This is a genomic window from Elusimicrobiota bacterium, assembly GCA_026388095.1.
Lineage (GTDB): Bacteria > Elusimicrobiota > Elusimicrobia > UBA1565 > UBA9628 > UBA9628.
Window position 1 is genome coordinate 42,846 of record JAPLKL010000041.1, and the last position, 14,559, is coordinate 57,404.

Consider the following 14,559-nt stretch of genomic DNA (forward strand, 5'->3'; position numbering starts at 1 on the left):
TTCAACCGCCGGATTTCGGTATGGGGATCGTGAAATAGAATGTGGACCCCTGGCCCAGGCCCGGGCTCTCGACCCAGATCCTGCCCTTATGGCTGCCGATGATCTCCTTGGCGATGGACAGGCCGAGCCCGAGACGGCCGCCGCCGGCCTGGCTCTTGGCCTGATTGAAGCTCTCGAAGATCGTGTCGAGGTTCTCCGGCGCGATGCCTTCGCCCGTGTCCCGGATGGCGAACTGCACGCAGTCGCCGGCCTGGCTCACCAGGACCGCCACCTCACCGCCCTTCGTGGTATGCCGGATGGCGTTCTCCAGGAGGTTGTTGAGGACTTGCATGACCCGCCGCTTGTCGCCGCAGACCATAGGCAGTCCCGGCGAGATCTGCGCCTTCAGAGACAGGCCGCGCGCCGCGGCCCGCCCCTGGGGCCCGAGCAACCCCTCCTCCACCATGGCCCCGGGAGCGAAGAAGCTCATCTCCAGACGGAACTTGCCCTGCTCGATGCAGGCCCAATCCACCAGGTCTTCGATGAGCCGGGCGAGCTGGCCGATGCCGTTGGAGATATAGACCATGCGCTTCTTCTGGTCCGCGTCGGGAGTGATGGACTGGGTGAGCATCTCGAAGCTCACCTGCAGGGTCATGAGCGAATTGGAGAGGTCGTGGGAGGACATGGAGAGGAACTTCGACTTCATCGCATTGAGACGGGTCAGCTGGGCGTTGGTCTCCTTGAGGTCGGCCATGAGGCGGCGGTTCTCGACCTCCAGGCGCAGCTTCTCCATGGCCTTGACGATGGAGTGCTTGAGCCGGTCGAAGTCCACGGGCTTGGCCATGAAGTCCGTGACCGATTCCTGGATGGCCTTGACCGCGGTGTCGAGGTTGGCGTGCGCGGTCAGCATCAGGATCTGGCTCTCGGTGTTCACGGTCCGGATGCGCTTGATGACGTCGATGCCGGTGGCGTCGCCGAGGTTGTAGTCCATGAGTATGACGTCGAAGAAGCGCTTCTGCACCGCCGCCAGGGCCTCGGCCCCCGAGGCGGCCTGCGCCACCTCGTAGCCCTCGACCTCGAGGTTGTCGTTGATGCTCTCGCGCATGTTCGCGTCGTCGTCCACGATCAGGATGGAACCTTTCATATCTATGCCGCCTTAGGACATGTGTTGGGGGCCCGCCGCGCCTGCGGGAGCCCCGCTGGGCGGCGGCGTGCCCGGCTGCGCCACCGGGAGGGTGAGCTTGAAGACCGTGCCCTGGCCGACCACGGACTCGACCTCCACGCCCCCGTTGTGGCGGTCCAGGACCTTGCGCACGACGGCCAAGCCCAGGCCGGTGCCGCGCGCCTTGGTGGTGAAGAAGGGGGCGAAGATCTTGTCCAGCACGTCCGCCGGTATGCCGGGGCCCGTGTCGCCGATGAGGATCGCGACCGATTTGCCGTCTGCCGCCATGCGCGTGTGCAGGCTGACCGTGCCCTTCTGGGGCATGACCTCGATGCCGTTGTTCATCAAGTTGCGGATGGCCTGCTGCACCTCGGTGGTGTCGATGTCCACCAGGGGGTTGGCGGGGTCGAACTGCTTGTCCAAAGCGATGTGCGGCGGGAAGGGGTAGACGGAGAGGAGCTCCTCGAGCCAGGCGTTGAGGAGGACCCGCTCGGGCTTGAGCTCGCGCGTGCGGGAGTAGGTCAGGATCTCGTTGATGATGCCGTTGGCCTGCTTGATCTCCGACTCGATGATCCGGATGTGTTTGTCGATCTTGGGGTCGGTCCCCGCCGGCGCGGTCCCGAGCTTGGTCTTGATGAAGTAGATGGAGTTGTTGATGACCGCCAGCGGGTTGCGGATCTCATGGCCGACGACGGAAGCCATCTGCCCTATCGCGGCCAGCCGCTCCTTCTTGATGAGCTCATCCTGGGCCGCCTTGAGCTCCCGGGTTCGCGCCTCGACGCGCTTCTCCAGGAACTTGGTGAACTTCTCCAGCTCCTGCTTGGCGTGGATGAGTTCCCCCGTCTTCTCCTTCAAGGACTCGCTCATGGCCAGGAAGGTCTGGGCGAGGTCTCCGATCTCGTCGTTGGTGGTCGTCATCTCGGGCAGGTCCTCGAACTGCCCCCGGCCCAGCCGAGCCGCGGCCTCGCGCAGGAGGCGGATGGGCTGGGTGATGTGGCCGGCCACGGCCAAGGAGAGCAAGATCGTGAAGAGCACCACCCAGACCAAGACCCGGAAGATCTGGTTCTTCATCTCCGCCGCGGTCTGATAGGCGTATTCCACCGGCTGCTGCACGTAGACGACCCAGTCCAGGTCGCGCACGTCGGCGTAGGCCCCCAGCAGGCGCCGGCCGTCGCCCAGGGCCATCTCGCCGCCGCCCTTGGGGGCGGTCTGGGTGGTGATGATCTTGAGGACCTCGTCGCTCATGCGCGCGTCGGGCTTGAAGACCTCCTTGGGGCTCGAATGCGCGATGAGGAAGCCGTCGCGCTTGTCCACCACGGCCGCGGCGGATTTCCCCGTGGCCGGGAACTCCATGCCCAGCATCGAGGAAAGGCCGTTGAGGCTGACCCGCGCCATCAGCACCCCCACGGCCTTGGCCGGCTGCGCCTTCTGATCGATGACGGCCACGGCGATGGTCGCCGTGGGATAGAGCCCCTGGAAGCGCTCGAGCTTGCCGATGTACTGCCCCCGGCGCATGGCCTCCACGAAGAACTCCTCGCCCTCGAAGCTGCGCATCTCCGGCGCGGAGCCCAGGAACCGGCCCGTGCGCATCTGCTCCACGCCCAGGGTGCTGCTGACGGAGAGCTCCAGGACGGCGAGGTGCACCTGCATGATCCGGTTGAGGTACTGCTGCTGCTTGACGGGGTTCATGGAAGCGAACTCGTCGATGCCGGCGGTCTCGGCCAGGACGTTGCGGAAGGTGGTCACGTATTTGTAGACCGTGTCGGCGAAGCCCACGGCCAGCGACTCCTGCATGGCCAAGGTCTCCTTGCGCAGGGAGGCCTGGGAGATGCCGACGAGGTGATAGCCCACCACCCCCATGGGCGCCAGGGAGATGAGCAGGAACCAGAAGAGGATCTTGTAGGCGAGCTTGCCGCGGCGCGCAGGAGGCGGCATGTCAGATGTCCTCTCGGTTCGTCACGCTAAGGTCCCTCGGGATGTCCGGTCCCGGGCGGGTCCTGCCGCCGGCCACCCGCCCGCAGGTCAACCGCCAGGCGTCCGGCGCGACAGGAGCTGCTTGATGCGGATGGACAGCTCGGCCAAGTCGAAGGGCTTGGTGATGTACTCGTCGGCGCCCAGTTCGAAGCCCTGCTTCTTCTCCTCAGAGGAAAGGAAGCGTCCGGTCATCATGATGAGGATGGTCTGGCGCGAGCGCTTGCGCAGGGTCTGGCAGATCTGGAAGCCGCTGGAGTCCGGCAGCTGGATATCCATGATGACGACGTCAGGATCGACCTTCTTGGCCGCCTCGATGCCGGAGTGGGCCGCGCCCGCCTGGGTGCATTCGAATCCCTCCAGCTCCAGGACCTCGGCGAGGCTCTCGCGCAGGTGCGCGTCGTCGTCGATGATGAGCAGCTTGGCCATGTTACCTCCGCAGTTCCGTGCCCGGCGGGACCAGCTTGTAGCCGACGCAGGGGATGGTGGTGATGAAGCGCGCGGCCGATCCCAGCTTCTCGCGCAGCCGGCGGACGTGAACGTCCACCGTGCGCGGCGAACCGAAGTAGTTGTAGCCCCAGACGCGCTCGATCAGGTAAGGGCGCGAGAGCACCCGGTTCGACGAGCTCAAGAAGACGTAGAGCAGGTCGAGCTCCTTCGATGTCAGCGCCACGCGCTTGCCCGAGACGTGCAGGGTGTAGCTCGTCAGGTTGAGCTCGATGGGGCCCATCTTGATGATCTCTTCCGAGGCGTTGACCTGGGTGCGCCGCAGCACGGCCTTGATGCGAGCCACGCACTCCGCCGCGTCCCAGTTCTGGGACAGGCACTCGTCGGCCCCGGCCTGGAAGAACTCCAGGCGCAGGGAGGCGCCGCGGGTGCCCGGGGCCGCGATGGCCGGGGAAGGCTGGGACTTGGTGAAATAGCTGGCGTAGGCGGGCCGGACCACCGCAGCCGGCGTGGATGCGGGGGCGTCGGCGTGCTCCACCAGCGCGATGATGGGGAGCTGCTTCGTCGGCCCGCGGGAGCGCAGGGTCTTGACCATGGACACGCCGTCCTCGTCGACCAAGCGCTCCCCGATGAGGAGGAGCTCGCAGCTGCGGTTGGCCAGCAGGCCCAGGAGCTCCTTGGACTTCTGGGCCACGGTCACGGAGAGGCCGTTGGCCGCCATAGCCTCCAGGATGACCGCGGCCCGGTTGGGCTCGCGCGACGCGTAGACGACGTTCACCCGCATGGTCTTCTTATTCCGCGGCGGGCTGGTCCTCGGCCGCCTCCAGTTCCAGGCGCACGGCGCTCATCCCGAAAGTATCCGAGAAGAGGTTGTAGAGCACGGACAAGACCAGGATGAGCGCGTCCATGAGGACCATGTAGAAGACCGCGAACATCAGCGTGGCCACCAGCTTGAGAGGCAGGGACATGCCGGCCGCGCTGAGGTTGGGCACGACCACGAAGCTGAGCAGCCCCCCGGCCAGGCCGAGGGTCCCCAGGACGGCGGAGAGGACCGGCCGGGCCGCGAAGAGGATCGCCAGGGCCGCCACGGCGCCCCCGACCACGGCCAAGACGGTCGCCGCCTTGAGGTAGCCGATGAGGGCGAGGATGGCTCCGACCGCGACCCCGGTCGGGATCATCGGGTGGGTGTGCCAATACGGGTCGACGCGCTTCACTTGCTGGGTCATTTCGCTCTCCTGATAGTATCCTGCGTTAGGAAAGATTAACAATACTAATAAGAGAATACAAGCGGATTGCCGTTGGGGTGGCGAGCCAGCGCCTTCAACCGAAAGCCCGCATGCCGCCCGCCGGGCCGCCCTTGGGCTCGAAGAGGATGAGGGTCCGGCGCAGCTCGCCTTCCTCCTCCAGGTGCACGGCCCGGACATGGCAGGATTCGCCGTGGAACATGGTGTCCGCCTCGACCAGCTGGTTGGGCCGGTCCAAGGCCACTCCCACCAGGCGCAGCACGTCCTGCTGCTGGCTGTCGATGACGTCGAGGAGGTGCATCTTGCCGTCCGCGCCGCCCGCCGCGGTCATGGGAAAATTCGTGAACAGGACCGAGTTGTCCTCGTCGACCACGATGGCCTTGTGGCTCTTGGCCACCACGGCGCTGAGGATGGACTGCCACCAGCGGGCCTCGGCCACCCCCCGCTGCTTCTCCTTGACCATGGTGTTGGCCACCTCGGCCTTCACCTTGGAGAGGAAGATGTTGATGACGTTGGCCAGTTCCCCGATCTCGTCGTGCCGCGGCGGGAATTTGAGCTCCAGGTTCTTGAACAGCGACAGCAGCGGGTTGAGGACGAAATGGTGGAGGAAGAAGTAGAGCGGGATGCCGAGCAGGAAGAGCACCCCCACCGCCCCGACCGCGTATTTGCTCATGGCCTTGTTGATGACCTTGACCACGCCCTCCCGGCTGATCTGCAGGTCGAGTATGCCCATGACCTCGCCGCGCAGCGCCAGGGGGATGGCGATGTCGTAGAGCGGCATCCCGGGCACGGCGCGCACCACCGGAGTCTTGGCCAGCGAGGCCTGCTCGATGGCGTCGGTGGGCAAGGACACCTCCTTGACGAACTGCTCGAAGGTGTAGGTGATCTTGCTGGGGTCGCGGAACCAGCGCACCTCGCCGAACTTATTGAGGTAGAGCAAAGAGGCCACCCGGTCGTCCTTGGAGAAGCGCATGACCACGTCGTGCTCGTCCATGGAGAGGGCGCTCTGGCTGCGGGCCAGGCCCGTGATCAAGGTGGGCGCGTAGAGGCGCACCATGTCGATGGCCTCCTGCTTGAGCTTCTCGTCGAAGGTCCACTTGAAGAGGTTGTAGTAGAAGATGCCGCCCAGGACCATGACGTAGATTCCGATCATGGTGAACCACATGAACCACTTCGAGGAGAGTCTCATTGGGGGCTGCCGTAGAGGTTGTTGATGCGTTCCAGGCCAGCCTTGGCGTCGGGGTTGGCCGGGTCGAGCTGCAGGGCGTGCGTCCACTCGTTGCGCGCTTTCTCGAAGTCGCCCTTGTCGTAATAGATGATGCCGGAGAGGTAATATTGCTGAGACTGGCGCTTGTTCTCCTCGCTGGTCCCGAGCGCCGCGGCCGTCTGCGTGACATCGGTCTTGGCGGTGCCGGTGCTCGCCGAGATGTTGGTGGCCGCGGCCTTGGCGTCGGCTTCCGCCTTGGCCTTGGCCTCGGCCTCCACCTTGGCGACTTCCGCGGCCCGCTGCTTCTCCTCATCAGCTTTCAGCTTGGCGATGTCCGCGGCGCGCTTGCGGGCGGCGTCCTCGCGACGGACCTGCTCTTTGGCCCGGGCGATCAGTTGGTCGGCCGCCCTGGTGTCGTAGCCGTAGCCGACCGCCTTCTTCCATTCCCCCTGAGCCTCGTCGTATTTGCGCGACTCGTAGAGCTTGCGGCCCGCCACCAGGTGCTGGCTGGCCATCTCGGAGCGGATCTCGGCCTGCAGCTTCTGCGCCTTGGCGTTGCCCGGTCCCAGGGCCAGCACCTCGTCGAGCATCTTGATGGACTCGTCGATGAGGCCCTGGCTGTAAAGGTTGAGCGCGGTCTGGAGCTTCTCGTTGGCGTCGGCCTCGCGGGTCTCGGCCTCCACCTTGGCGATCGCCGGGACCAGGCGCGGGTAGCGCGGGTTGAGGACCAGGGCCGCGTACCACTGGTCCAGGCACTCGCGCAGACGGTGCTGCCGGTAGGCCTTCTGCCCGCGCCGGAAATGGTCGTCCGCCATCTCGCTGCGGGCCTTCTTGAGCCACCAGCGGGCCTTGAGGTTGCTGGGCGCGAGCTTGACCGCCTCCTCCCAGCGCCCGGTCGCCTCCACCAGGCGCCCCTGGCGGTAGAGCGCCATCCCCTCCTCGAAGCGGTCCTCGATGAGCTTTTGCTCCGAGGCGTACGGCTTGGGCGAGCCGTTGAGCTCTATGGTGGCGCGCTGCAGGATCGAGGCGTCCTCGTAGGCCGGGTCGATGGCCAGGATCTTGGAGGTGAGATCCCGCGCCCCGTTGAAGTCGCCCTTCCGATAGAGGTCGAAGGCGTTGTCGTAGACCCCGCCCAGGGTCTTGCGCATCATGCGCGCCTTCTCCAGCTGGATGGTGTAGATGTACTTCTTCTTGTCCTCCTCCGAGGTGATGGTGCCCAGATTGAGCTTGGCCATGTCCAGAAAGAGCCCGTCGGCGTCCTTGACCCGGGGGAGGTCCTGCCCCCAGGAAGCCGCCGCGAGCCCGAGCCACAACAGGAGTTGCCCGTGCATCAGAATCCCAGGCCTCCCGAGATGAGCGACTTCATCATCGGCGCCAGCATCAGGATGAACACCGTGGGGAAGATGAAGATGAAGAGCGGGATGAGCATCTTGGTGGAGGCCTGGGCCGCGAGCTTCTCGGCCTTGTTGAGCCGGCGGAAGCGCATGTCCGTGGCGTAGTTGCGCAGGAGCTCCACCAGGCTGGTGCCCAGTTCGTCGGATTGGATGATGAGCCCCACGAAAGAGCGGATCTCCTGCACGCCCGTGCGCATGGCCAGGCGCTTGAGGGCGTCGCGGCGGGAGTAGCCCAGCGAGATCTCGTTGATCATCTTGCCCAGCTCGACTTCGAGCTCGGTCTTGGCCTTGGCGTTCTTGAGGATGCGGTCGATGGCGGTCATGTAGTCCAGGCCGGCCTCGATGGTGAGCGCGGTCAAGTCCACGAAGGTCGGGAAGTTGCGCATGATCTCGGTCTGCCGGGCCTTGATCTTTCCGTTGAACAGGGAGTCGGGGATGAAGAAGCCGACCAGGCCGAAGATCCCCAGGATCGGCGAGCCGGTCATGAAGTAGATGAAGCCGGTCAGTCCGGCGGCCAGCATCTCCTTGAGATGCAGCATATCCAGGGGAGAGGGCTTGTTGGGCCTGCCCATCATCATGTGCATCTCCTCGAGCTTGACGTCGAGGTGGAAGGTCCTGAGCAGGAAGAGGTCGATGCGGTCGAGCAGGCCGCCTTGCGGGTTGAGGCCCGAGAAGGCCGAGCTCATGCCCAGGTCCTTCTTGGCCAGCAGGGCCAGGTCGGACTTGTCCACATCGGGCGGCGGGGCCAGCAGCCGATGGATGGAGGTGTAGGCGGCCACCGACCCCAGCACCCCCACCACCAGGAGCAGGAAATGCACGAACTGGCCGCTCAGCAGGGTGTCGCTCATACCTGGACATCCCCCAGCTTATTGACGATCTTCATGCCGATGGCGATCCACATCGTGCAGAACATGAGCACGCAGACCCCCAGCGGCGTGAAGTAGAAATCCTTCATCGGGCCCGGCTGGAAGGCGAACATGATGAAGAACATGACCCAGGGCATGACCCCCACCACGATGGCCTGGATGCGCTGCTGCGCGGTCATGGCCGCGGTCTTCTCGATGAGCTTGGTCTCCTCGCGGATGTTCTCCACGATGCGGTCGAAGATCTTGGTGAGGTTGCCCCCGACCTGGCGCTGGATGACCACGGCCTTGATCATGTAGGAGAGCAGCCGACTCTGCACGCGCTCCTCGACGCCCTCCAGCGCCTTCTCCAGGCTGGTGCCCAGTTGGTAGTTCTTGATGCAGAGCCCGAACTCCTCGGAGATGGGCGGCTGCAGGTCCCGGTGCACCAATTCGAGGCATTGCACGAGGTCGATGCCGGATTTGAGGCCGTTGGACATCAGGATCATGGCGTCCATGAGCTGGGCCTCGCACTTCATGCCCCGCCGCCAGCGGATGTTGCGCAGCAGCCAGCCGGGAAGGATGAGCCCCCCGTATACGCCGAACCCGGTGAAGATCAGGAAGCCGAAAGGATCGAAGGTCAGCAGGCCGATGAGGACGCCCAGGGCCGCCGGCCCCCCCACCAGATAGTTGACCTTGATGGTGATGAACTGGCGTTCGTAGTCATGCGCCCACTCCTTGGCCTTGACCTTGTAATCCGCGACGTACTTGGCGATGCGCGGCTCGTTGAGCGAGCCCACGAACCAGAAGGCCGCGAAGAACAGGGCGATGCCGCCCAGCTTGAAGAGCGTGGCCAGCGCCAGCGCGGTCTTGCGGTCCCCCGGGGGCTCCGGAGGCGCGTAGCCCCGCGGCATGCGGTTGAGCACGCGGAAGGCGTTGTCGGTCAGGCCCCCGACGGCCAGGACCGCTTCCCGGTAGCGGTCGGCGTCCGACGAAGTCAACGCGTCTATGACGCTGTCCATCTCCTTGAGGATGAGGTCGAAATCGGCCATCACCGCCCGGCCGCGGCCGCCCAGAGAGCTGCCCAGATGCGCGCGGTAGAGGCGGTCCAAGGACATCTGGAACCGGATGCGGTTGTCGGCGTAGTCGCGGATGAGGGCCCCGGGCTGGAGCAGCTGGCCGCCGTCGGAGGGCAGGAAGGTCTTGCGGGTGAGCTCGAAGAACTCGTAGAGCACCGAGACCGGGGCCTGCCAGAGCTGGGCCTCGTTGATGACCCCCTCCTCCGGGTCCTGCCAGACCGGCCTCTTGAGCATGGCATCGAGGGTCGAGTCGATCCAGGAGGGCACCGGCAGGCCGGGGTCGCGGTCCTTCTTGAAATAGTGATAGATGATCTGGCTCTTGGCCTCGGCCCCGTCGGTCTTGTCCACCAGGAACTTGACCTCCGCGGGCGAGAAGATCTGCGCGCCCGCGGGCGCGGCCATGAGCCACAGGATGATCCCGAGCCAGGCTCTCATTTGGGCGCCGTCCCCGGCGGCGGGGGGCCTCCGCCGGAACCCTTCTTCTTCTTGGTCTCGTCGCTCTCGTACATCTCGCGCGGCATCTTGATGCCCTTGAGTTTGAACTCCTCATGGAAGCTCGGGACGTAGTCCTGGCCCGTGTAGTAGCCGACGCTGCGGCCCTGCTCGTCCACGGACACCTGCTTGAACCGGAAGATGTCCTTGGTCTTGACCTGGTTGCCGTCCTTGCCCGTGATCTCCGTGATGTAGGTGACCCGGCGCTTGCCGTCCGAGAAGCGGGTGATCTGCACGATCATATGGACGGCGCTGGAGATCATGTCGACCAGGACGCTCATGGGCAGTTCGGTGCCCGAGAACAGGCACATGGCCGAGAGGCGCGAGACGGCGTCGTTGGGGGTGTTGGCGTGGATGGTGGCCAGCGACCCTTCGTGGCCGGTGTTCATGGCCTGGAGCATGTCCAAGGCCTCGCCGCCGCGGCACTCGCCGACCACGATGCGGTCGGGGCGCATGCGCAGGCAGTTCTTGACCAGGTCGCGGATGGTGATCTCGCCCTTGCCCTCGATGTTGGGCGGCCGGCTCTCCAGGCGCACCCAGTGCTCCTGCATGAGCTTGAGCTCGGCCGTGTCTTCCACCGTGACGATGCGCTCGTCCTCCGGGATGAAGTTGGAGAGCATGTTGAGGAAGGTGGTCTTGCCGGTGCCGGTGCCCCCCGAGATGATGATGTTCTTGCGCAGCAGCACGCAGTCCTTGAGGAACTCGATCATGTCCGGGGAGACCGAGCCGAAGCCGATGAGCTGCTTGTAGGTGAAGGGCTTGGCCGAGAAGCGCCGGATGGTCAGGCTGGGCCCGGAGACGGCCAGGGGCGCGATGATGGCGTTGACGCGCGAGCCGTCCTTGAGGCGGGCGTCCACCAGCGGCACCGACTCGTCGATGCGCCGGCCGATGGGGGCCACGATGCGCTTGATGACCTGGATGACCTGCTCGTCGCTGCGGAAGCGGTTGGGCAGGAGCACCAGCTTGCCGGCCCGCTCGATGTAGATGTGGTCGAAGGAGTTGACCATGATCTCGTTGACGGTGGGGTCGCGCATGAGGGCCTGCAGGGGCCCCAGGCCCAGGATCTCGTCGACCAGCTCGCCGACGAACTGCTCGCGCTGCGCGCGCGAGAGCGGCAGGTTCGCCTCCCGCTGCAGGAGGTTCTCGATGATGGAGGAGACCTTCTTGTGGTTCTCGTCGTTCTGCCCCACGTCGTCCGAGATGCGGATGCGCTCGGTCTCCATGGCGGTCACGACCTGCTTGTGCATCTTGGTCTTGAGCTCGTCCCAGAACTCCGGGATCCCCGCGGCGGCCGCCGCCCCCGCCCCCGCGGTCTTGTTCGTCTCCGCCGCCGCGGTCTTCGCGGCGGTGCCGCCGCCCGCGCTGCCCTGGGGCTTCCAGAGGAAGTCGGCGCCCTCGCTGAACTCCTCGGCCGGCATGTAGCTCTCCCAGGACTTCGGGGTGGGCTTGAGCTCCATGGTCCGGCCCAGGATGATGCGCAGGGTCTTGACCCACTCGCTCTGCAGGTTCTCGACCACGAGGATCTTCTGGGTGTTGGCGTACTCGGGGAGCAGGTCCTCCCAGGGCATGTAGGCCAGGACCTTCTTCTGCATGGCGCTGAAGAACCGGTCGACCTCCTTGGGCGCCAGCGCCCCGGGGAGGTTCGCCGCGTTGACGATGACCTCGAACTTCTCCAGGGGGAAGTGCAGGGCCTTGATCTCCTGGAACATGTTGTAGGTGGCCTCGAAATGGGCGCGTTGGGGCAGACAGACCCAGTAGATGAGGTCGGCCAAGTCGAAGGAGAAGATCTGCATCGGGAAGAAGGGGTCCACGTCCAGGAACAGGTCGTAGGCCTCGGCGAGCGAGCCCAGGATCTGCACCACCAGCTGCGGGGAGAGGCTCAGAATCTCGGAGCGCTTGGCGGCCAGGGGCAGCAGGCCGACCCCCCACTGGGTCATGGGGATGCGGCCCTTGAGGAGCCTGCCCAGGCCGGTGGGGTTGTCCCCGACGAGCTGCGCCATGCTGGCCACGGTCGGCGGGTTGACCCCGAGCAGGTAGGAGATATCGTTGCGGCAGAGGGGGTCCATGTGGACGATGATGACCTTCCGGTTCTGGCTGCCGGCCCAGGCCAAGGCCAGGTTGAGGCACAAGGTGGTCTTGCCGACCCCTTCCTTGGGGCCGGTGAACACGAGCACCCGGCTCGGCTCCTTGGCGAGCCGCCCGGTCTCAGTCTCGGGCTTGACTTCTGCCATGACGGCGCTCCCTTATTTGACGATCTCCATGGTGATGAACAGGAACAGCGAGGACTGCGTCTCCACGACGCTCGAGCTGGTGAAGAGCAGTCCCAGAATCGGGATCCGGCCTATATAGGGTACGCGCGTCTTGGTCACGTTCTTGGTGCTCGACTTCAGGCCCCCCAAGACCAGCGTCTCGCCGCTCTTGATCTCGACCGAGGTCTGGATCTGGCGGGTGACGAAGGACGGCACCGTGGTGTTGCCCACCTGCACGGGCTTGGAGTAGTCCGGGTTGGAGACCTCCAGCTGCAGCTCCGCGCGGATGGTGTCCTTCTTGTTCGGGTTGATGACCGGCATGATGTTGAGGATGACCCCGTACTTCTTGAGCTCGACTCCCACGCTGCCCGTGGCCCCGGTCACCGGATAGGGCTGCTCGCCGCCGACCACGAAGTTGGCCTGCGATTGGGCCTGCACGATGACCTTGGGATTGGAGAGCAGCTGCGCCTTGCCTTCGGTCTCCAGCATCTTCAGCGAGGCCTGCAAGGCGGTCTGCCGGGCGAAGTCCCCGATCTTGTATATGCCGGGGATCTCCTTCTCCGCGAAGTTGATGCCGCTCTGCAAAGGTCCCCATGTGAAACCCGTGGACACATCCTTGGAGCCGGAAAGCTCCACGATATCCGCCGAGACCGCCACGAGGGAATCCTCGGGCTGGGCCCAGAGCTGCGCGCCGCCCAAAAGCAGCGCCAGCGAAAGCGACAGACGCCCTGACAGTTGTCTCAGCATGATGTCGTACCGTTGCGGCTCGAAACGCCTCTACGTCAGGTCCGGCTACTTGAACAGCTTGCGGAAACTCGCCATCTCCATCGGATGCATCTCCACGTCGCCCAGACCCCGCAGGACCACGGTCGTGTCGCCCTGCTTCATGGCCAAGGACAGGTACTGCGCCTCGTTGGGGTTGAGCGCCAGCGCGATCATGGCCTTCTCCGAGAAGGCCGCGGTCTTGTCCTCCTTGTCCGTGGCGACCTTGGCCTGCTTGGCGTTCATCCCCTGGCCGAGGTTCGTCCCCACCGCGATGACCAGGACGTTCTGCAGGATGGTCGCCGTCACCCGCTCCTTGCGGCCGTCCGCCATCACGGCCTCGAAGGTCACCAGGACGTCCACGCGGTCGCCCGGCTTGATGAGGGGCTTGAGCTCGTTCTCGATGCCCAGGATGGCGCCGCGATAGCCCGGCGGGATCTTGACGCTCAGGCCGGCCTCGGGAGACAGGGAGATCAGCGCCGACTGGCAGATCTGGTTGCCCTTGGGGACACGCACCCGGGTGACCAGGTTGGCGATGAGCTTGATGTCGGCCGGAGTCTTGACCTCGAAGGCGTCCTGCTCCATGAACTTGCGCGGGACCTGCATCGGCTCGGCCATCTCCTCCTTGAGCACGGTGCGCTCCGGGATGTCCACGCGGGCGACCAGGACCTGGCCGGTTTCATAGGCCGAGGAAAGCGCCCGCTCCTTGCTCGTGAGCACCATCAAGTAGAAGATGGCGGCCCCCATGGCCAGCACCATCGGCACCAATATCCCTTTCTTTTCCATAGTTCAGAAGGCCAGAGGCCTCTCGATGGGCATGCGCACCTCCGCCGAGATTGTGCACCAGCCCCCGCCCGGCCCCTGCGGGCAGAGGATCGGCGACGACATCAGGATGCTGCTCAACGGGAAGACGAACTTGATCGGGTTGCTTCCCGTCACCACGAGGTCTGCGTTGGTGACCTGCGCCTGAGTGTCCTGGAAGGAGTGGTAGTCCAAGGTGCAGGACACGGTCGCGGACTGGAGGATGCGTTTCATCAGAGGCACCAAGCGGCCGCAGTCAGGCAACACCGTGCCGCTGGAGAGGCATTGGGTCATGGCCCCGATGCGGGCCACCTCGTAGGTGGCGTGGTTGAGCAGGATCATCTGGAACGACATGTAGCCCATCTCCATGATCGTGAAGACGATGGTCAGGAAAATAGGCAGGACGAGGAGCATCTCCACGAGAACCTGCCCATGTTTCCATCCCCTCTTCGACACGACCCCCCCTCGGGGCCCTCGCGGGCCCGCGTCTTTGCGTCAAACGGCGAGGCTGCAGCCTGCGGCTCTTAGTTGCCCTGCCCCAACGACGTGGCGGCGCCTGAGATCATCTGCTGGATCGAGCTGAACAGACCCGGCATGAACCGCTTGAGCGCCACCCCGGCCACCAGCACGACGCCCACGACCACCGTCAGCATCAGCAGATACTCTACGGTGTTCTGACCTTTCCGGCTCTTGAGCCACTTGCGCGCCGCTTCCACTCTCATCGTCATCATACGTTTCGCTCTCCTTGCACGATCAGTAATAGGTCGAAAGAATCTTCTTGCCGGCCAGGATGAACAGCAGCTTCAACTGCCCCTGGATGAACCCGTACATGGCCGCGAAGCACGTCACCAAGACCATCGTGGTCAGGATGTACTCGACCGCAGCCTGTCCTTTCCGCCATCCCGGCATCTTCAGAGCCATGTACGTCAT

15 protein-coding genes are annotated in these 14,559 nt (G+C 65.0%); all 15 read right to left on the reverse strand.

Annotated features, from left to right (window positions below; genetic code table 11):
• Position 1 precedes the first annotated feature (1 nt).
• Positions 2-1,123, reverse strand: coding sequence for a response regulator (locus NTY77_09490; protein ID MCX5795713.1), 1,122 nt, complete (start codon positions 1,121-1,123; stop codon positions 2-4).
• 12 nt (positions 1,124-1,135) lie between these two features.
• Complete coding sequence (locus NTY77_09495) at positions 1,136-3,076, reverse strand: ATP-binding protein (GenBank protein MCX5795714.1); 1,941 nt, start codon at positions 3,074-3,076, stop codon at positions 1,136-1,138.
• Between the two features lie 87 nt (positions 3,077-3,163).
• A complete protein-coding gene (locus NTY77_09500; protein MCX5795715.1) occupies positions 3,164-3,541 on the reverse strand; it encodes a response regulator transcription factor in 378 nt (125 codons plus the stop codon).
• Between the two features lies 1 nt (position 3,542).
• A complete protein-coding gene (locus NTY77_09505) occupies positions 3,543-4,343 on the reverse strand; it encodes a response regulator transcription factor (GenBank protein MCX5795716.1) in 801 nt (266 codons plus the stop codon).
• Positions 4,344-4,350: 7 nt separating this feature from the next.
• A complete protein-coding gene (locus NTY77_09510; GenBank protein ID MCX5795717.1) occupies positions 4,351-4,785 on the reverse strand; it encodes a hypothetical protein in 435 nt (144 codons plus the stop codon).
• Between the two features lie 94 nt (positions 4,786-4,879).
• Complete coding sequence (locus NTY77_09515) at positions 4,880-5,992, reverse strand: hypothetical protein (protein ID MCX5795718.1); 1,113 nt, start codon at positions 5,990-5,992, stop codon at positions 4,880-4,882.
• A complete protein-coding gene (locus NTY77_09520; protein ID MCX5795719.1) occupies positions 5,989-7,341 on the reverse strand; it encodes a tetratricopeptide repeat protein in 1,353 nt (450 codons plus the stop codon). The genes NTY77_09515 and NTY77_09520 overlap by 4 nt, the downstream gene beginning before the upstream one ends.
• Positions 7,341-8,252, reverse strand: coding sequence for a type II secretion system F family protein (locus NTY77_09525; GenBank protein ID MCX5795720.1), 912 nt, complete (start codon positions 8,250-8,252; stop codon positions 7,341-7,343). The genes NTY77_09520 and NTY77_09525 overlap by 1 nt, the downstream gene beginning before the upstream one ends.
• Positions 8,249-9,760: a type II secretion system F family protein gene (locus tag NTY77_09530; GenBank protein MCX5795721.1), complete on the reverse strand. Its 1,512-nt coding sequence runs from the start codon at positions 9,758-9,760 to the stop codon at positions 8,249-8,251. The genes NTY77_09525 and NTY77_09530 overlap by 4 nt, the downstream gene beginning before the upstream one ends.
• A complete protein-coding gene (locus NTY77_09535) occupies positions 9,757-12,048 on the reverse strand; it encodes an ATPase, T2SS/T4P/T4SS family (GenBank protein MCX5795722.1) in 2,292 nt (763 codons plus the stop codon). Before NTY77_09535 ends, NTY77_09530 begins: the two co-directional genes overlap by 4 nt.
• Before the next feature lie 12 nt (positions 12,049-12,060).
• On the reverse strand, positions 12,061-12,813 hold the full coding sequence (locus NTY77_09540) for a type II and III secretion system protein (GenBank protein ID MCX5795723.1): 753 nt from the start codon (positions 12,811-12,813) through the stop codon (positions 12,061-12,063).
• Between the two features lie 45 nt (positions 12,814-12,858).
• Positions 12,859-13,614, reverse strand: a complete 756-nt coding sequence (cpaB, locus tag NTY77_09545; protein MCX5795724.1) for a Flp pilus assembly protein CpaB — start codon at positions 13,612-13,614, stop codon at positions 12,859-12,861.
• Positions 13,615-13,617: 3 nt separating this feature from the next.
• Positions 13,618-14,049, reverse strand: coding sequence for a pilus assembly protein (locus NTY77_09550; GenBank protein ID MCX5795725.1), 432 nt, complete (start codon positions 14,047-14,049; stop codon positions 13,618-13,620).
• Between the two features lie 104 nt (positions 14,050-14,153).
• Positions 14,154-14,360 (reverse strand): hypothetical protein, encoded by a 207-nt coding sequence (locus tag NTY77_09555; protein ID MCX5795726.1) that lies wholly within the window; start codon positions 14,358-14,360, stop codon positions 14,154-14,156.
• Positions 14,361-14,382: 22 nt separating this feature from the next.
• Positions 14,383-14,538 (reverse strand): hypothetical protein, encoded by a 156-nt coding sequence (locus NTY77_09560; GenBank protein ID MCX5795727.1) that lies wholly within the window; start codon positions 14,536-14,538, stop codon positions 14,383-14,385.
• Positions 14,539-14,559: the final 21 nt, after the last annotated feature.